The organism is Azospirillum doebereinerae (genome assembly GCF_003989665.1).
Classification (GTDB): Bacteria; Pseudomonadota; Alphaproteobacteria; order Azospirillales; family Azospirillaceae; genus Azospirillum; species Azospirillum doebereinerae.
Genome location: NZ_RZIJ01000052.1, coordinates 1 through 18,308, shown reverse-complemented (window position 1 = coordinate 18,308; position 18,308 = coordinate 1). Strand labels below are relative to the sequence as shown.

The 18,308-nt window shown below is 70.0% G+C and carries 16 protein-coding genes; all 16 read left to right on the top strand.

Annotated elements, in window-relative coordinates:
* Positions 1–139 precede the first annotated feature (139 nt).
* The 16 genes from EJ913_RS30525 to EJ913_RS30450 all read left to right on the top strand — a co-directional run bounded on the left by EJ913_RS30525 (position 140) and on the right by EJ913_RS30450 (position 18,306).
* Positions 140–637 carry a hypothetical protein gene (locus EJ913_RS30525; protein ID WP_127005106.1) on the top strand — a complete coding sequence of 166 codons (498 nt, stop codon included), beginning with the start codon at positions 140–142 and terminating at the stop codon, positions 635–637.
* The gene (locus EJ913_RS30520) at positions 624–2,570 is read left to right on the top strand and encodes a phage terminase large subunit family protein (protein WP_185910027.1); all 1,947 of its coding nucleotides are present in this window, start codon (positions 624–626) and stop codon (positions 2,568–2,570) included. Before EJ913_RS30525 ends, EJ913_RS30520 begins: the two co-directional genes overlap by 14 nt.
* Positions 2,571–2,573: 3 nt before the next feature.
* Entirely contained in the window at positions 2,574–2,783 is a 210-nt protein-coding gene (locus EJ913_RS30515; RefSeq protein ID WP_127005102.1) for a phage head-tail joining protein, read from the top strand.
* Positions 2,780–4,282 carry a phage portal protein gene (locus EJ913_RS30510; protein WP_211099080.1) on the top strand — a complete coding sequence of 501 codons (1,503 nt, stop codon included), beginning with the start codon at positions 2,780–2,782 and terminating at the stop codon, positions 4,280–4,282. Before EJ913_RS30515 ends, EJ913_RS30510 begins: the two co-directional genes overlap by 4 nt.
* A 13-nt stretch (positions 4,283–4,295) precedes the next feature.
* Positions 4,296–6,308: a ClpP-like prohead protease/major capsid protein fusion protein gene (locus tag EJ913_RS30505; RefSeq protein WP_127005100.1), complete on the top strand. Its 2,013-nt coding sequence runs from the start codon at positions 4,296–4,298 to the stop codon at positions 6,306–6,308.
* Positions 6,309–6,383: 75 nt separating this feature from the next.
* A complete protein-coding gene (locus EJ913_RS30500) occupies positions 6,384–6,713 on the top strand; it encodes a DUF2190 family protein (RefSeq protein WP_127005098.1) in 330 nt (109 codons plus the stop codon).
* Between the two features lie 2 nt (positions 6,714–6,715).
* Entirely contained in the window at positions 6,716–7,021 is a 306-nt protein-coding gene (locus EJ913_RS30495; protein ID WP_127005096.1) for a head-tail joining protein, read from the top strand.
* Entirely contained in the window at positions 7,021–7,467 is a 447-nt protein-coding gene (locus EJ913_RS30490) for a hypothetical protein (protein ID WP_127005094.1), read from the top strand. The genes EJ913_RS30495 and EJ913_RS30490 overlap by 1 nt, the downstream gene beginning before the upstream one ends.
* Before the next feature lie 28 nt (positions 7,468–7,495).
* The gene (locus EJ913_RS30485; RefSeq protein WP_127005092.1) at positions 7,496–7,678 is read left to right on the top strand and encodes a hypothetical protein; all 183 of its coding nucleotides are present in this window, start codon (positions 7,496–7,498) and stop codon (positions 7,676–7,678) included.
* 13 nt (positions 7,679–7,691) lie between these two features.
* The gene (locus tag EJ913_RS31990; protein WP_185910026.1) at positions 7,692–8,846 is read left to right on the top strand and encodes a phage tail tube protein; all 1,155 of its coding nucleotides are present in this window, start codon (positions 7,692–7,694) and stop codon (positions 8,844–8,846) included.
* 128 nt (positions 8,847–8,974) lie between these two features.
* Positions 8,975–9,766 (top strand): hypothetical protein, encoded by a 792-nt coding sequence (locus EJ913_RS30475; RefSeq protein WP_127005090.1) that lies wholly within the window; start codon positions 8,975–8,977, stop codon positions 9,764–9,766.
* A 17-nt stretch (positions 9,767–9,783) separates the two neighbouring features.
* On the top strand, positions 9,784–9,972 hold the full coding sequence (locus EJ913_RS30470) for a hypothetical protein (protein ID WP_127005088.1): 189 nt from the start codon (positions 9,784–9,786) through the stop codon (positions 9,970–9,972).
* Positions 9,969–10,631, top strand: a complete 663-nt coding sequence (locus tag EJ913_RS30465) for a DUF6441 family protein (protein ID WP_127005086.1) — start codon at positions 9,969–9,971, stop codon at positions 10,629–10,631. The genes EJ913_RS30470 and EJ913_RS30465 overlap by 4 nt, the downstream gene beginning before the upstream one ends.
* Before the next feature lie 2 nt (positions 10,632–10,633).
* Positions 10,634–15,931 carry a hypothetical protein gene (locus tag EJ913_RS30460; RefSeq protein ID WP_127005085.1) on the top strand — a complete coding sequence of 1,766 codons (5,298 nt, stop codon included), beginning with the start codon at positions 10,634–10,636 and terminating at the stop codon, positions 15,929–15,931.
* A gap of 4 nt (positions 15,932–15,935) precedes the next feature.
* Positions 15,936–17,456 (top strand): hypothetical protein, encoded by a 1,521-nt coding sequence (locus EJ913_RS30455; protein ID WP_127005083.1) that lies wholly within the window; start codon positions 15,936–15,938, stop codon positions 17,454–17,456.
* On the top strand, positions 17,449–18,306 hold the full coding sequence (locus EJ913_RS30450) for a hypothetical protein (RefSeq protein WP_127005081.1): 858 nt from the start codon (positions 17,449–17,451) through the stop codon (positions 18,304–18,306). The genes EJ913_RS30455 and EJ913_RS30450 overlap by 8 nt, the downstream gene beginning before the upstream one ends.
* The last annotated feature ends 2 nt before the right edge of the window (positions 18,307–18,308 follow it).

Here is an 18,308-nt window from a genome sequence, read left to right as displayed (position 1 = left end):
GCCCGGCCCGAGGGGGTGGGGTCGCGGGTCCTTCCCGGCGGGGAGGGAATACGGGTGGCGAAGTTGCGATCACTGTCCAGGTGTGAAAATCGCCTAGGGGGGTTCCGCTTCCGGTTGGGCCTTCCGGTGAGGTGTGACGATGGCAACCCAAGCTGAGATCGCGGCCCACCTCGACATCACCGACCGGACCGTCCGCGACCTGAAAAAACGCGGTGTTTTCAACGCCGACGCGCGCAGCCAACTGGATTTGGACGCCTGCCGGATCGCCTACATCCGGCACCTCCGCGAGCGGGCCGCCGGGCGCTCTTCCGACGAGGCCGAAGCGGAAGGCCTCGACCTTGTCGCCGAGAAAGCGCGGCTGGCGAAGGAGCAGGCGGACCACTACGCGATGCGCAACGCCGAGGCCCGCAAGGAGCTGGTCCGGATCGGCGACTACACGGCGGCGGCGGTCTCGGTGATCGAGATGGTCAAGGCCAAGCTGATGCGCATTCCGGCCAAGGTCGCCAAGAGCGACGCCAAGCTGAAGGTCCGGATCGCCGACGCGGTCGAGGACGCGCTGGACGAGCTGAGCCTCGCGCGCATCGCCGAGGAAGCCGGCAGCGATGGTGAAGGGGAGGACGACGATGACGATGCATGACGTGATCCGCGTGGCCTCTCCGCTGCTGGCCGGGCATGTCGGCCGCTGGCTGTTCGCCCTGAAGCCGCGCCGCCGCATGTCGCTGTCGGAGTGGTCGATCAGGAACGCCCGCCTGGAGGACGGCACCCGCTACACGCCGTTCCCCTTCCAGATCGGCATGATGGACGCCTTCACCGACCCGGAGGTGCGCCAGATTTCCGTCCGCAAGCCGAGCCGCATCGGCTATTCGCAGATGGTCAAGAACTACATCGCCTACTGCGCCGACCAGAGTCCGGCCCGCGTGCTGGTCTACCAGCCGACCATCGACGACGCCGAGGACTTCGCCAAGGACGACGTCGCCAAGCTGATCCTGTGGCCGGCGGTGCGCCGCCTGTTCTCGACCAGGACCCGCGACAGCAACAACACGATCCGCTCCAAGCGCTTCCCCGGCGGTTGGATCAAGATCAAGGGGGCCAACAGCCCGAAGGAATTCCGCCGCATCACCGCCGACAAGGTGCTGCTGGAGGAGCCCGACGGCTACCCGAAGACGGCCGGCGTCGAGGGCGATCAGGCCGAGCTGGCGTTCAAGCGCTGCCTGACCAGCGACGAGCCGCTGAAGGCCGCCGGCAGCACACCGACGGTCAAGGGCGCCAGCAAGATCGAGGCGCTGTTCAACGAGGGCACCCAGGAGCACCGCTATGTGCCGTGCCCGCACTGCGGCGAGATGCAGATCCTCGTGTTCGGCGACGGCACCGGGCCGGGCATCCGCTACGAGCCGAAGGAGGCCCCGACGCGGGCGTGGTATGTCTGCGTCGCCGGCTGCGTCATCGAGGCGGACGAGCTGGCCGGGATGGACGAGCGCGGCGAGTGGCGCGCGCACGCGCCGCAGAACTGGCCGCACCGCTCCTTCCACGTCTGGGCCGCCTACAGCCAATTCGCCGGGGCCTCCTGGCTGGAGATCGCCAAGGAGTTCGTCCGGGTCAAGAAGGACCCGAACAAGCTGCGGGTCTTCGTCAACCAAGTGCTCGGCGAAACCTACGAGGTGCGGGGCGAATCCCCGGAATGGCGCCGGCTGTACGAGCGCCGGGAGGAGTTCCGCGGCATTCCGGCCGGCGGCCTGATCCTGACGGCCGGTCTCGACGTCCAGAAGGACCGCATCGAGATCTTTGTCTGGGCCTGGGGGCCGGACCTGCAGTGCTGGCTGGTCGACGTCATCGTCCTCCCCGGCAACCCCTACGAGGCCGGCGTCTGGACCCAGGCATCCGAAGCGATCCAGGGTCGCTGGCTTCACGCCTCGGGCGTCGAGCTGGCCCTGGCGAAGGTCGGCGCCGACACCGGCTTCGCCACCACCCAGGTCGAGGCCTGGGCGCGCAAGCACCCCGGTCTGGTCATCCCGGTCAAGGGCGCCAGCACCCTGGGCGCCCCGGCCTTCGCATGGTCGAGCGTGCGGGAGTCGACCCCGAACGGGAAGCGGCGCAAGCGCGGCCTACGGCTCGGCATGGTCGGCGGCCACGCCCTGACCCTGGAGCTGTACGGCCGGCTCAGCCTGGAGGCCCCGACGGACGAACAGCGCGCCGAGGGCGCCCGGCACCCGGCCGGCTTCGTCCATCTGTCCAAGCTGGCGACCGAGGAGGTCTGCAAGCAGCTGGTCGGCGACCAGTGGATGGAGGATCGCGGCGAATGGAAGAAGGTCCACGCCACCGAGGCCCTGGACGGCTGGAAATACGCCCGCGCCAGCCTGATCGCCCTGGGTGTCGACCGCTGGTCGCCGGCCCGCTGGGCGCAGTTGGCCGCCCCGCTGGCGGTGGCGACCAAGGAAGAGACCCCGCCGCGCCCGGCGCCGGTGGCGGTCGAGCCCGAAACGAAGCCCAACGCGCCCGATCCGGCCCCCGCGCCGCCCCCGACGGGGCGGAAGCCGGGCTTTCTCGGACGCCGACGCGGATGGTTGAGGTAACCCATGGCCTACACGCAAGCCCAGCTCGACGCCCTCGACGCGGCCATCGCGTCGGGCGCGTTGCGCGTCACCTACGACGGCAAGACGGTGGAATACCGCTCCACGGCGGACCTGATCCGCGCCCGTGCGCTGGTCCTGGCGGAACTCGGCCGGCAGACCGGCGACGCTCCGAGCGGGCGCCGCTTCGCCAGCTTCCGGTCGGGGTTGCGATGAAGGCCCCGCGCATGAACTGGCTCGACCGGGCCATCAGCTTCGTCAGCCCGGCGGCCGGCGCCCGCCGTGCCCGCGCCCGCTTGCTGGAGGGGGTGCTCAGCGGCCCCCGCAACCTCTACGAAGGGGCGGGGCGCGGCCGGCGCACCGAGGGTTGGCGCGTGACCGGGGCCTCGGCCAACGCCGAAACCCGCACCCAGCTCTCCCTGCTGCGCAACCGCTGCCGCGATCTGGCGCAGAACAACGCCTACGCCGCCCGCGCGGTGGCGGTGATCGCCCACAACACGGTGGGCGCCGGCATCATCCCGCGCATCGAGGGCAGCAACGAGGCCAAGCGCAAGCGCGCCGCCCGGCTGGTCAAGGACTGGCTCGACACCCCGCTGTGCGACGCCGACGGGCGCAACCATTTCTACGGCCTGCAGGCGCTCGTCATCCGCACCGTCGCGGAGTCGGGCGAGGCGCTGATCCGCCGCCGCTGGCGCCGCCCGTCCGACGGGCTGCCGGTCCCGATGCAGCTCCAGGTGCTCGAACCGGACCTCCTCGACAGCGGCAAGGACGGCCCGTTGCCCAACGGTAACCTCTGCCACCAAGGGATCGAGGTCGACCGGCTGGGGCGCCGCGTCGCCTACTGGCTGTTCGACGACCATCCGGGCGATGGGGTGCGGCTGCGCACGCTCGCGTCCAAGCCGATCCCGGCGGCCGACGTGATCCACGTCTACCGGCAGGACCGGCCGGGGCAGATGCGCGGCGTGCCGTGGGGCGCACCGGTCATCATCCGCCTGCGCGACTTCGCCGACTATGAGGACGCCCAGCTCCTCCGCCAGAAGATCGCCGCGTGCTTCGCCGTTTTCGTCCACGACGACGACAGCGGGCCGGGCCCCCCCTCTCCCAGCCAGGGCGGGGACCTGCTGGAGGAGATCGGCCCCGGCATCGTCGAGCATCTGCCGCCGGGCCGTGACGTCCGTTTCGCCGTGCCGCCGGGGGTGGACGGCTACGTCGATTATTCCCGCGTCTCGCTGACGGCGGTGGCGGCCGGCTACGGCGTCACCTACGAGGCGCTGACCGGCGACCTGTCCGGCGTCAACTTCTCCTCCGGCCGCATGGGCTGGCTGGAAATGGCACGGAACATCGACGCGTGGCAGTGGAACATGCTGATCCCGCAGCTGTGCGCCGGGGTCTGGGGTTGGATGGTGGAGGCCTCGCCCATCGCCGGGCTGGGGCTGGAGGGCGTCACCGCGTCGTGGACGCCACCCCGGCGCGAGATGATCGACCCGGTCAAGGAGACCGAGGCGATCCGCGAGGGCGTTCGGAGCGGCCTCTACACCCAATCCGAGGCGATCCGGCGCCAGGGCTACGACCCGGAGACCGTCTTCCTGGAGCGCGCCGCCGAACTGAAGCGGATGCGCGAGCTGGGCATCGCCTTCGACACCGACGCGGCGGTGAAGCCGGGCGCCACCCCGCCACCGGCCGCGCCCGGCGGCGCGTCCGACACAACCGCCTGAGAAGAGGGCTTCCATGAGCGACCGCAAACCACGGAACGCCGTCAACTCCGACGGCGAGGTGATGATCTACGGCGTCGTCGGTGACGAATGGGACGGGCTCGACGCCAAGTCCGTCATCAACGGCATCAAGGCTCTGGGCACCGTCGACACCATCACCCTGCGCATCAACAGCGGCGGCGGCTACGTCTACGAGGGCTTGGCCATCTTCAACTACCTCCAGGCCCATGCGGCGCGGAAGGTGGTCCACATCGACGGCATCGCCGCGTCGATGGCGTCCGTCATCGCGATGATCGGCGACGAGATCCACATCCCCGCCAACGCGCTGATGATGATCCACAACCCGTGGAACCTCGCCATCGGCGACGCCTCGGCCATGCGCAAGGAGGCCGACAACCTCGACCGGGTGAAGGCGGCCATCGTCACGATCTATGCCGCGCGCACCGGCAAGAGCGAGGCCGAGTTGTCGGCCTTGATGGACGCCGAGACGTGGCTGCGCGGCCAGGAGGCCGTCGACGCCGGCTTCGCCACCACGGCCGGCGCCGGGGTCGAGGCGGCGGCGCTGCTGCGCAACGATCTGTCGCTGATGAACTTCACCAACATTCCCGACGCGCTGCGGCGGGCGACGAAACCCAGCGCGACCGCCGTGGCCGCGCTGATCCGGGCGGCCTTGCCCGCCGAGCACACACAGGAGAGCAGCATGACCGTCAAGGTCGAGGACTCGGCGGCCGGGACTGGCGTCGACGAACAGAAGATCCGCGCCGAGGCGCAGGCGGCCGAGCGCACCCGCGCCTCGGAGATCCGCAAGGCGGTGAAGGCGGCCCGCCTGCCGGACACCGTCGCCGACGAGCTGGTCGACGCCGGCACCCCGCTGGACAAGGCACGCGAGACCATCCTCAACACGCTGGCCGAAGCCGACGAGCAAGGGCCGCAAACCCGGAACTACGTCCGCGTCGGCGCCGACGCGGTCGACCGCTTCCGGGCCGGGGCCCAGGCCGCGTTGATGGCCAAGGCCGGGCTGGTCAAGGACGACGCCGGGAACGAGCTGCGCGGCTTCAGCCTGCGCGAGATGGCGCGCGAGACCCTGGAGGTCCACAACATCGCCACCCGCTCCATGCGCCCGCTGGACATGGTCAAGGCGGCGATGACCCACAGCTCCGGCGACTTCACGATCATCCTGGCGAACGTCGCCGAGAAGTCGATGCTCAAGGGCTACGAGGAGGCCGCCGAGACCTTTCAGCAATGGACGGCGACCGGCACCCTGTCCGACTTCAAGGCGGCCAGCCGGATCGACCTGAACACCTTCCCCTCGCTGGCGCGGGTCGACGAGGGCGGCGAATACCAGTACGCCACCATCGGCGAGCGCGGCGAGACGGTGCAGCTCGCCACCTACGGCAACCTGTTCTCGATCACCCGGCAGGCGATCATCAACGACGACATGTCGGTGTTCACGCGCATTCCCCAGCGCATGGGCCGGGCGGCGGTGCGCACCGTCGGCAACCTCGTCTACGCGGTGCTGACCGCCAACCCGGCCATGTCCGACACCAAGGCCCTGTTCCACGCCGACCACAAGAACCTCGCCGCCGCCGGTGGGGCGCCGTCGGTGACCACGGTGGACGCCGGCCGGGTGGCGATGGCGACGCAGAAGGACCGCTCCGCCAACGCGGTCGCCCTCAACCTGCGCCCGCGCTACGCCCTGACCCCGGTGGCGCTGGAGGGGGCGTTCAAGGTGCTGATGGCCTCGGAGTTCGATCCCTCGAAGACCCAGCGCACGCCCAACAGCGTCGCCGGCCTCGTCGAGGTGATCTCGGACGCCCGCCTGGACACGGCCAGCACCACGGCGTGGTATCTGGCGGCCGACGCGAACGCCACCGACACCGTCGAGGTGTCCTATCTGGACGGCGTCAGCACGCCCTGGCTGGAGCAGCAGGACGGCTGGAAGGTCGACGGCGTGGAGTTCAAGGTCCGCCTGGACGCCGCCGTGAAGGCCCTGGCTTGGGAAGGCCTCTACAAGAACGTCGGGGCGTAACCCCTTCCTCACCGATCCTTGCGGCAACCGGGGCGGCCAGCGTGCCGCCCTTCCGCATTTTCAGAGGGCACCTCCATGAAGAACTATGTGCAGGATGGCACCACCGTGTCCCTGACCGCTCCCTACGACGTGGCGTCCGGTGGCGGGCTCCTGGTCGGCGCCCTGTTCGGCGTCGCGATGTCCGCCGCCGCCAACGGGGCCGCCGTCCAGGCGGTGACGCGCGGCGTGGTCACGCTGCCGAAGACGAACGCCCAGGCCTGGACGCAGGGCGTCAAGGTCTACTGGGACAACACCGCCAAGGAGGCCACCACCGCGTCGTCCAGCAACACGCTGATCGGTTGCGCCCTGGTCGCGGCGGCCAACCCGTCGGCGACCGGCACCGTCCGCCTGAACGGGACGGTCTGACGATGACGGTCTTCGACTCCCTGTTCGACACGCTGTTCGCCGACCCGAACATGGCGTCGAGCGCCGTCTACACCCCGCCCGGCGGATCGCCGGTCGCCTGCCGCGTCAGCTTCCGCCAGCCGGACGTCGACTGGCGGAGCGACGGATCCGGCGTTTCCACCACCTCCCGGATCGCCGAGGTCCGGGTGTCCGAGGTGGCGGTGATGGAAGAGGAGGGCACGCTCGCCATCGGCGGGCAGACCTTCACCATCCAGAAGGCCAGCCGGCCCGACGCCGACCGGCTCCTCTGGCGCTTGGAGTTGCGCTGATGGCGGACTCGGTGCGGGAGCGGGTGCTGGCGGCGTTCGAAACGCTGCTTGGTGCCGTGCCGGGCGTCGTCACCGTCTACCGGGGCCGGCGCAAGACGGTCCCCGAGGACAAACTGCCGGCGCTGGTGATGCGCGCCGCCCCCGTCTCTTCCGACCAGGAGAGCGCGGCGGTGGTGCGCAACGTCGAGCGCATCGCCGTCACCGCCTTCGCCAAGGACAGCACCGACGCCGGGCTGGACCGGGCGCTCGCCGCTCTGTGGGCGGCGCTCCAGCGCGCCGTCGAGGCCGATCCGACGCTCGGCGGCCTCGTCGTCGACACCAACCTCGTCGAGGCGGACCAGGGCGCGGCCGACGACGAGGGCGTGGGCGGGGTGGGCGACGTCTTCGCCGTCTACAGCGTCGAGTACTGGACCAAGCCCGGCGATCCCTACGCCCTGGCGCCCTGACCCCGTTTCATCACTCTGGAGAGCTTCCATGGACATTCCGGCCCATCGGGCGGCGGCGGTGGTGCCGACGCCCGCCCATTCCTTCGAGCTGCGCGACGGCGACCGCCTCGTGAACCTCACCGAGGAGGAGGCCGCCAAGGCGCTCGCTCCCGTCACCAAGGGCCGCAAGCCCGCCAGCGAGCCGGCCCCCGCCGCGCCGCTGGTCGACTGAAGGAGCGTTCCCCATGGCTCTCCGTTCGAAGAACGCCGCCCTGCTGGCCAAGATCGAGACCACCGAAGGCACCGACGCCGCGCCGGTCGCCGGCAGCGACGCCGTGCTGGTCGAGAACCTGCAGATCAGCTTCAACCCGACCATCGTGCAGACCAACGAGGTCACCGGCAGCCTGGACAGCCGGGGGCCGATTGCCGGCGGCATGACGGTGCAGATCACCTTCGACGTGCTGCTGAAGGGCTCGGGCACCGCCGGCACCGCGCCGGAATGGGGCAAGCTGCTGAAGGCCGCCGGCTGGGCCGAGGTCGTCACCGCCGCCGCCGTTCCGGTCGCCCCGGAGGCCGCCACCGCCGGCACCGCCTCCAGCCTGACGCTGGGCGCTGGGGCCAGCGGCACCGCCCAGGCCTATCGCGGCATGCCGCTGCTGCTGACCGGCAACCCGGTGGCCGGCGCCACCAGCTTCGTCGCCGACTACACCGCCGGCAAGCTGGCGACGCTGACCGACCTGTTCGGCACGGCGCTCAGCACGGGAACCAGCTATCAGGTGCCGGTCAACGTGCTCTACAAGCCGGCCTCGGTCTCCATCCCGTCGCTGACCTTCCACCTGTTCATGGACGGGTTGAAGTACATCGTCGCCGGCTGCCGGGGCAACGCCACGCTGAAGCTCCAAAGTGGCAACATCGGCCGGATCAGCTTTACCTTCACCGGCATGTTCGTGTCGAAGGCCGACGCGCCCGTTCCGACCGGGCTGGTCTACGACAGCACCCGCCCGCCGATCTGGAAGGGCGGCAAGGCGCTGATCGACCGGGGCGTCGCGGCCATGGCCTCGCTGTCGGTCGAGTTCGGCAACCAGCTGACCAACCCGGACAACCCGAACGCCGCCGAGGGCTTCGACCCCTCCATCATCACGGCGCGCAACATGACGGGGAACTGCGACCCGCTGGAGACGCTGGTCGCCACCCGCGACAGCATGGCCGCCTTCCGGACGGGCACGCCGAAGATCCTCCACGCCGCCTACGGCACGGTGGCCGGCAACCGGATCGGCCTGACCATCCCGGCGGCCTTCTACACCAGCCTCGCGCCGGGCGACCGCAACGGGCTGATGACCAACACCCATCAGTTCGCCTGCACCGGCGAGGACGCCGGCTCCTTCCTCTGCCTTTTCTGATCCCGAGACCCCGGCCGACACCGGGACCACGATCCGGGGGGTTCCCCGGAGGGGCGCCTTGGCGCCCGCGCGGGCGGGGATGTCGGCCCCGCCCGCAACCCATCCCTCACCGACAGAGGATTCACTCCATGCTCCCCGTGTCCACCAAGGACGTGATCGCGTTCACGCCGCTCGCCGATCACCTCGCCATCCTGGTCAAGCTGCGTGACAAGGCCGAAGCCGACGCCGAGCGCGAGGCCTTCGGCCGGCTGATCGACGCCACCCAGGCCGAGATCGACGCCGCGCCGCAACCGGTGTTCCGCCTGGGCATCGCCAGCCACTTCACCCGCGCCGCCTTCCGCCGCGACCTGAAGGCGGCCGGCGCCACCTATCCCGGCGACGTCGCCCTGTACCGGGCGCTGCGCGAGGACTTGAAGGAGGTGGCGCCCTACAATTTGGACGACCTTCTGGCGCTGATCGACGAGGTCGAGGCCACCGCCCAGGGCGAGGTCGATCCCACGGCCTCCGACGGGCTGGAGACCATCAAGAGCGTGGCGCGCTCGTGCGGCGGGCGCTTCGCCGCGCTGGAAGGCGACCGCGACTTCTTCATCGCCGTGGCCCCGCTCGTCGCCTGCCGTCATTTCCTCCTCGGCTGGGAGGGCGTCAAGGCTGAGGACGGCGCCGACGCGCCTTTCGTCCGCCGCCGCGACCTGACCACCGACGCGACGCTGGCCCATCTGTCCGAGGAGGAACTTCAGGCGGTTGGCTTCAAGATCATGAGCCTGATGCGCCCGTCGAAGGATCTGGAAAAAAACTCCGCATCGCCGTCGCGGTCAGCCTCCAGCCGGAAGCCTTCCCCGACGGCGAAGACCAAGCGCCTGACGGGTCCGCATGGGTCCTCTTCGGCGAGCGCTTCGAGCGGAACCCGCGCCTCGACCTGACCGAGGACCACTTCGACATGGTCCAGTTCTGGCGGGCCTATCGCCCGCCGCCGGGCCGCGTCGCCGGCATGGCGGGCGGAATCATCCCAGTGGCCGGGCATCTGCCGGAGGGCGGCGGCTTCGGCGATCAGGCGGCGATCATGCTCGACGCCTTCGCGATCATGTCGGCGGCCGAGGCCGAATTGCTGGCGGGAGAACCGGGATGAAGATCGTCGGCCGGATCAGCGGCGACCTCAAGGAACTGATGAACACTCGGTTCGACGAGATCGCCGACGCCGCACGCGCGGCGGTGCGTTCGGCTTCCGAAGGGCTCCAGGCAGAGCTGCGCCGGCAGACCCGCGCCGCCGGGCTGGGGAACGGGCTGGAAAAGGCATGGCGGTTGGACCTGTATCCCAAGGTCAGCCGCCGCCGCACCCTGCGTCCGGCCGGCTTGGTCTACTCCAAGGCGGCCCGGCTGCACGACGCCTTCGATGATGGAGAAATGATCACCGCGCGCAACGCCAAGTGGATGGTTATCCCATTGCCCGCCGCTAAAGCCGCCGGTTTCGATCGAGATCCCCACCGTCGGGAAGGCCGTCAAATTGGCTTGATACCGCCAAAATGGTCGAACATAGACGCGGCGACGGCGAAGTTCGGGGCGCTGCGCTTCGTGCCGATCGGCAACGGCGCCCGCGCCCTGCTGGTCGCCGATGGCAAGGCGCGCGGCGATACCCTGGCGCGCGGCGGCGCCGGCCGGGCGACCTCGATCCCCCTCTTCCTGCTGGTCAAGCGGGTGCGGGGCCGCAAGCTCCTCGACCTCGCCGCCGCCGCCAAGCAGGCGGAGGCGCAGCTGGTCGCCAACCTCTCCAACATCCTCGGACGGTAGCCATGGCGCAAAGACAGGTCAGCGTCCGCATCGGCGTCGAGGCGGACAACCTCGACGCCGTCCGCCAGAAGCTGGAGGCGCTGGGCGTCACCGTCAAAGCGGTGGGCAACGACAACTCGGTCGACAAGCTGCGCCGTTCCTTCGAGGGGCTGGAGGGTCGGCTCGACCCCGCCGCCCGCGCGACGCAACGCCTTGCCCGCGACACCGACATCCTGAACAGAAACCTCGCCGCCGGGACGGTGACGCAGGAGCGCTACAACCAGCTGTTGGCACGGACGCAGCAGGCCCACGCCCAGGCGGCGGCGGGGATGGTCGCTACCGGCAGCTCCGCCGGCTCCCTCCGGGGCGTCATGGGGCAGCTCGGCTACCAGTTCCAGGATGTTGCCGTCCAAGCCCAGATGGGCACGAACGCGCTCGTCATCTTCACGCAGCAGGGCAGCCAGATCGCCGGTGCGTTCGGCCCGACCGGCGCCATCATCGGCGCCGTCATCGCCGTGGTCGGCGCACTGGGGATGGCGCTGAGCGGTCTCAAGGACGACGTGAACAAAAGCGCGTCGGACATCGATTCGTTCGGCGACCTGCTCGGCGTGTTCCAGAACCGCGCCGTCGAGGCGGGCGCCAGCGTCGACACCCTGACCAGCACCTATCGCGGCCTGAGCGCGGAACTGCGCGGCCTATCGAAGCTGGCCCTCCAGTCCGACCTGACGACGCTGAACAAGAAGCTCGCCAAGGATCTGACCAGCGAGTGGGACGATGTCCGGTTCACCGCCATCACCGGAGCGGGCGACAAGGTCCCGGCCGTGCTCGAGGCGCTGACAACGCTCGGCAAGGACAAGGACGTGGCCGCCTTCCTCGGGCGGTTGCAGGACTTGAACGCGGCCGGCGCCATCAAGCTGATGGGCGACGAGGACGTCCGCAAGCTGCTGGAGACGGGCGAGGCCATCCGCATGGCCGAAGCCCGCATGGCGGATCTGGAAAACCGCGCCACGCCCGCGCAGAAGGCCCTGCTGGGCTACGCGGACGCGGCTAAGGAGGCGGCCAAGGCGGCCTCCGACCTCGCGACGGCGCAGGCGCGGGCGGGTGCCTCGATGTTCCTGGAGGAGCGCGACCTCGACGCCAAGATCAAGGCGCTGAAGGGTGGCGAGGCCGCCATGAAGGCCTACGGCGAGGAGCAGGTCCGCGCCGCCGCCTACAGCAAGGCCTACGACGCCAACATCAAGGCCGGCGAGTCGACGCTCGACGCCCGGTCCGAGGCCACCCGCATCGCCACCAAGGCGGCCGAGGCCTACCGGCTGGAGCAGCAGCGCACCGAGAACCTGAAGGCCGCCAACAAGGCGGAAACCCAGGCGGAGCGGGACGCCAAGGCCTACGACAAGGTGTCCGACGCCCTCGACCGCGATGTGGAGGCCCAGAAGCGCCTTGCCGAGATCGCCAGCATGGGGGCGGTGGAGCAGCGCGCGGCCAACGAACAGACCCGCATCGCGGCCGAGCTGGCGAAGGCCCACACCGACGCCTCGACTGAGGAAGGCAAGGCCATCGCCGCCAAGGTGAAGGAGGCCGAGCGCTGGAAGGCCGTGGCCGCCGACACCAAGACGCTGAGCGCGGCCAAGACCAGCCTGAAATACGCCCAGGACGAGCTGGCGCTGAACAACCTGCTGCCGGGCGCCCGCGAACGCGCGGTGCGCAGCCTGCAAATCCAGCGGGAGGCGACCGAGCGCTGGGGCGAGGCGGCCAGCGACGTCAAGACGCAGTGGATCGGCCTCCAGGAGCAGATCGCCGACACCCAGGCGATCAAGAAGTTCGAGGACGACGTCCGTGATGTCGCCAAGGACATCGGCAAGGACGTGTCCGAGAACCTGTGGGATCAGATCACGGGCGAGGCCAAGGCGCAGGACGCGCTGACGATCTTCAAGAACCTGTTCAAGCGGATCGCCATCGAGGCGCTGAACGCCAACATCATCCTGCCGATCGTGACGCAGGTGGTCGGCTCGGCGCCGTCGCTGTTCGGGATTTCGTCGGGCGTTTCCGGCAACATCCCCGGCGGGAGCCAGAGCGCCGCAGCCGGCGGGAACAGCTTGCTCGGGCAGGCAGGCAACAGCCTGATGAGCAAGGGGCTTTCCTACGGCGCGGACAAGATGGGGTTCAGCACGGCCGGGCTGACCAGCGCCGTCGACAGCTGGGGCTATTCCGCGCTCGGCATCGGCTCGGTTGGTGGGTGGGCGGCTGCAGCCCCCGCGTCCGTCACCGCCGCCACCGCAGCGCCGATCACAGGCGCCGCCAGCCTCAACGCGGCGACAGGGATTGCTGCTGCCGGAAACACCGGCGCCGCGAACATCCTTTACACCGGTGCCGCGAATGGCACGTCGGGCGCTGGGGTCACGGGGGGCTTGGGGAGCACCCTCGGCGCCGCCGCCCCGTACGGCATGCTCGGCGGCATGATCGGCTCGGGCATCTCCAACGCATATATGGGCGGCTCCAAGATCGGGGGCGGGGCCGTGGGTGCCGTGGCCGGTGTCGGCACGATGGCCGCCGGCACCGCCGCGATGGGCGCCATGGGCATGGGCGCGGCGGCCAGTGCGGCGGGCGTCAGCGGCATGGCCGGCGCCACGGCGGCCCTGTCGGCGATCCCGGTCTATGGCTGGATCGCGGCGGCGGTCCTAGCCGCTGTCATGGCGGTGGTCGGGTCGCAGAAGCCCAGCGTCGGGCCGAACGCGCAGGGCAACGTCCTGTATCAGGATGGGCGTTACGTCCAAGGGCCGACGGCGGCGGACAACGGCGGTGACGACTCCAACGTCAAGACGGTGACCGGCGCCGTCGCGCAGGGCTTCAACACGTTGGCGGATGCCTACGGCATCAAGCTCAAGGCCCAGAACTACGGCTATTGGGAAGGTGGTACGTCGGCCGCCACCGGCCACGGCGTCCACAACGACCCGAAGGAGCTGATCCGTCAGATCCTCGGCGGCGCCACCGCCAGCGATCCCAACAGCAACATGGCCAAGGCGCTCGCCAACTCGACCGTCCAGGCGTCGGGCGACCTGGAGGAAATCCAAAAGTATCTCGATGTCGCCCATAAGATCGACAGCGCCACCGAGGCCTTCAAGGAGCTGAACAAGTCGCTCGCCCAGGTGCAGGCGAATGCCAAGAAGGCGGCGGCGGACGGCTTCGCCGCTATCGACGAGGAGATCAAGACCGCCGACAAGATCAACCTCGGCAAGGAGTATCGGACCAGCCTGGAGCAGTCGATCCGCTCGACCTTCGAGGGGGCGGTGCAGAGCGCCACGCCGTGGGAAACGGCGATGGCGAACCTGCGCGGCTCGACCGACGCCTGGATCGAGGCGGTGACCCGCTGGAACGTTGGCGTCTCGGAAGCCGAGATCCGTGCGGACGCGGCGGCCAAGGCGACCAAGCTGCGCGCCCAGGCGATGGACGAGTACAACGCCGCGCTCTATCAGGCGCAGGGCCGGGACTACCTGACCAACCTGCGGGGTATCGCCGAGAACCGCGACACCGTCCGGCGCAACTTCACGGCGTTGGGCGTGAGCGACGCGGACGGCAAGGCCACCACGCTGGTGACGGCGCAGCTGAACAGCGTGCTGTCCGGGCTCAACCTCGCCGGCCTCGCCGACGTGACGAAGACCCTTGGCGGCGAGATCGGCGCCCTTGCCGAAACGATGCGGGTCGCGGCGCAGGCCACGGCGACCGAGGACCTGACGGTGCGCTCGCTCCGCGCGCAGGGGCTTGGCGATCAAGCCGATGCGCTGGAGCTGCGCCTCAAGCAGGAGCGTGACTACGCCCAAGCGGTCAAGGACGGCTACGACGCGACCTATCTGGCGGGCCTGCGGTATGTGCAGGGGCTGGATCGAGAGACGGCGGCCAGGGAAAAGGCGACGGCAGCGGCCTCCTATGCGGCGGATGTTCAGAGCCGGGCCTACGCGGCGTTGGGCGACAATCGCACCTCCTCGCTGATCGCCCTGGACCAGCGGCAGGCCAAGGAACTGGCCGATGCAAAGGCCGCCGGGCGGGACATCACCGACCTTGTGAAGGTCCAAGCGGCCGAGCGGGCGGCGCAGGCGTTCCAGCTGGCCCAACAGGACGTGCTCGGCGCCTATGATCAGCAGATCACGGCGCAACAGGACTACATCACCAGCCTGACCGACGGTGCGGTGAAGATCGCGAAGTCGGCTCGCGAGTTCCGCGCCGCCTACGATTCGCTGGCCCTGAACGACAACAGCCCGCTGAACGCCTTCGACCGGCTGAAGGAGGCCCGGCAGCAGGTCACCGCCGCCTACAACACCTACAAGGACACCAGCGCCACCGACACCGCGCGTGACGCGGCGCAACAGTCGCTCACCTCGCTGGCGCCGACGCTGGTGCAGCTGGCCAAGGGCTATTACGGCAGCACCGACTCCAGCGATTACGATTGGATGCGGTCGATCCTGGCCGAATTCGGCGATGTCTCGGCGCTGGGCGTGGACACCGCCGAGACGGACCTGAAGGTTGCCCAGGACACCCTGAAGGAGTTGCAGGGGCAACGGGCCGCCCAGGCGGCCATCGGGCAGAAAAACTATGGCGCCTTGGTCGATCTGGTGAGTGTCGCCGATCAGAGCTATGCGCTGTGGCAGTCGTCGCTGGTGCCGTTGCTGAAATCGACCGGCTACAGCAGCACCGGCACGGCGACGACGCCGACCGTCACCTCTGCCGACAAGCGCACCCGGCTGTCGGCGTTCAGCGACGCGCAGATCGAAAGCGCGTTCGGGAGCTTCGACGACATCAAAGCGGCCCGGCAGCAGTTCGCCGATTTCGACCTGCGCCTGTGGTTCGAAAACTTCGGGATCGACGAGGTGATGGCCGGAACGCGGACCATCCCCGGCTTCGCGGGCGGCGGCGTCATCCCGAATGCCCCTGGCTCCACCCCCGGCGTGGACTCCGTCCACCTCCTCGGCATGCCGGGCGAGGGCGTGGTCAATCTGCGCGGTATGGGCGTGCTCGGTGCCGACGGTCTCGCCGCCCTGAACTCCGGCCGCTGGCCCGCCAACGACCGGCGCGGCGGCTCCGTCACCGCCTTCCGCGCGGCCGGCGGCACCGGAGCGTCGAACGGCGGGAACAGCCCGCTGCTGGCCGAGATGCGCCGGCACAACGCCCTGCTGGAACGCCTGATCGTCCTGACCGAGGAGGGCGACGCCGACAACGCCACCGCCACCCGCGAGGGTGCCGCCGCCATGACCAAGGCGCTCGGCATCCGGACCGGCCGCGCCGCCGACCCGGTCGGCTACCGCCACCCCCGCACCGCCAACGGATAACCCCATGCCCTACCTGCTGCGCGCTTGGCCGTACGACGCCACCCTCGGCGCCGTGCGGCTTCTCCCCTTTTCCGACACCGGCTTCACCAGTGAGCCGGGGGACAGCCCGGCCTCGACCTACTTCGTCCGCCGGATCGAGACGCCGCTGTCCGCCAAGCGCTCCCTGTTCGCCGGCACCGCCATCGGCGGCTACTCCGAGACCAGCTTCGGCCGCGCCACCCTGGCCAACGACGACGGCGCGCTCGATTGGCTGGCCGATCTGGAGTGGGACGGCCGGCGGGTCGAGGTCCTGCACACACCCATCGATCGGCCGGAACTCGCCGACTTCGCCACGCTGTTCGACGGCGCGGCCGAGCAACTGGTGCTGGGCGACGAGATCGCCGTCGAGCTGCGCGACCTGCTGGTGCTGCTGGACGTGCCGGCCAGCCGGGGACAGTTCGGCGGGGCGGGCGGGATCGACGGCACCAGCGAATTGAAGGGCCGGGAAAAGCCCTGGCTGGTCGGCCGGCGCCGGCAGATCGAGCCGGTGCTGATCGACGCTGTCCGCAACGTCTACATGGTCGACCCGCTGGGCTTCTCCGCACTACTGGCCGCCCGCGACATGGGCGTCCTCTACAGCGGCACCGTCAACGATTACGCCTCCTACGCCGCGCTGATCGCTGCCACCATCCCCGGCACGGGCATCGCCACCGCCAAGGCGGCCGGGCTGATCCGGCTGGGGCAGAAGCCCAACGGCCGGTTCACGGTGGACGCCGAGGGTGTCAAGGTCGCGGGCAGCTGGATTTCCCGTTTCGCCGACATCGTCCAGCACCTCGTCACCAGCATGACCACGGTGACCGCCGCCGGCCGGGATGCCGCGTCCTTCTCGGCCTTCAACACGCTCCAGCCGGCCGTGCTGGGCTACTGGTGCGACGGCGCCAACGTGCCCCAGGTCCGCGCCGTCATCGACGAGCTGGCCGGGTCGGTCGGCGCCTATTGGGGCTTCGGCGAGGACCGGCTGCTGGCGCTGGGGCGCTACGACGGCCCGGCCGCGACGGCGGATTTCGTCTTCGACGAGCGGCACATCATCGAGCTGACGCCGCGCGCCGTCGAGCGCCGGATGAAGACGCTCAAGCTCGGCTACCGCCCTTTCGCGGCGACCTTCACGGCGCAGGACCTCGATCAGGTCAACGTCACGGCGACCGATCGCGAGGCCCTGCCCAACGAGTACCGCTGGACCGCCGTGGCTACTCATGCTGGCGCGGCGGCGGCCTCGCTGCTGGCGCGCGAGGAGGAGGTCAAGACCCTCTTCGACAGCGAGGCCGACGCCATCGCCGAGCGTGACCGGCGCCTCGCCCTCTACGGCGCCAAGGTCAAGGCCTTCGAGGTGGTGGTGCCGCTGACGCTGGGGCTGGAGGTCGGCTACACGGTGAAGCTGACCGACGCCCGCTATGGGCTGGCCGCCGGCTGGCGCGGGCTGGTGCTGGAGACCGAGCGCGACGCGCTCGCCGAGGAACACAAGCTGACGGTGATCGGACATGGCTAAGCCGCTGCACGTCCTGTGGAAGAAGCCGAGCGACACCGGAGCCTATTCCGGTGGCGCGTGGGTGGCCGGCGGCGGGCTGGCCCTCGCCAATCTGACGACGCAGGACGTGCAGGAGGTGGCGCGCTCCACCAACACCGCCGAGGCCTCGACGTGGTGGCGGATCGACCTCGGCCGGCTGACGCCCCTGTCGATGTTCGCCCTCCTCAACCACAACGGCAGCACCTTGGCGCGGCGCCGGCACATCGTCACCAACAGCCCGGACAACAGCGGGCCGGCGGTCTACGACACCGGCTTCGAGCGCATGCGGGTCCCGACCGTGGTGTGGGGCGCCGAGGCCTTCGGCGCCTTCCCCTTCGACGGCGTGGACGCCGACGCCTACCCCGGCGGCACCATCGACCTGCACATCGCCCCCGAGCCGGTCTATGGGCGCTACCTCTTCACCCAGATTTCCGACACGGACAACCCGGCCGGCTACCTCCAGGCCGGGCGCTTCATGGCCGGCGAGGCCTGGGCGCACCGCTACAAATACGGCCTCACCGTCAAGACGGCCGATCCCAGCGTGGTCAAGCGCACGCGCGGCGGGATGCGGCTGGTGCGCCAGTTGCCGCGCTACCGGACGGTGTCGGTGACCTTCGAGCACATGCTGGCGCGCGACGCCTACGGCACCGGCTTCGAGATCGACCGCCAGCTCGGCAAGAGCGGCGACTTCCTGCTGGTCTGCGACCCCGACGAGGACCCGACGTTGCGCTTCCGCCGCGCCGTCTACGCCGCGCTGACCGATACGGTCGGCATCACCACGACCTCGCTCGGCCGCTACGGCTGGGCCATCAACGCCGAGGAGCTGATCTGATG